We start from the raw sequence: 262 nt of genomic DNA, 5'->3' as shown, positions 1-262 counted from the left end.
AGAATATCAACCTGTTATCCATCGCCTACGCCTGTCGGCCTCAGCTTAGGACCCGACTAACCCAGAGCGGATGGGCCTTCCTCTGGAAACCTTAGTCAATCGGTGGACGGGATTCTCACCCGTCTTTCGCTACTCACACCGGCATTCTCACTTCTAAGCGCTCCACATGTCCTTGCGATCATGCTTCAACGCCCTTAGAACGCTCTCCTACCATTGTCCAAAGGACAATCCACAGCTTCGGTAATATGTTTAGCCCCGGTAC

Annotated in this window: 1 rRNA gene; it reads right to left on the bottom strand. The window is 52.7% G+C overall.

The window, feature by feature from the left end:
• A 23S ribosomal RNA gene (locus tag UU7_RS17255) occupies positions 1 to 262 on the bottom strand; the annotation flags it as partial.

It is taken from the genome of Rhodanobacter spathiphylli B39, from assembly GCF_000264295.1.
Taxonomy (GTDB): Bacteria; Pseudomonadota; Gammaproteobacteria; order Xanthomonadales; family Rhodanobacteraceae; genus Rhodanobacter; species Rhodanobacter spathiphylli.
This window is presented reverse-complemented; position numbering and strand designations above follow the sequence as displayed.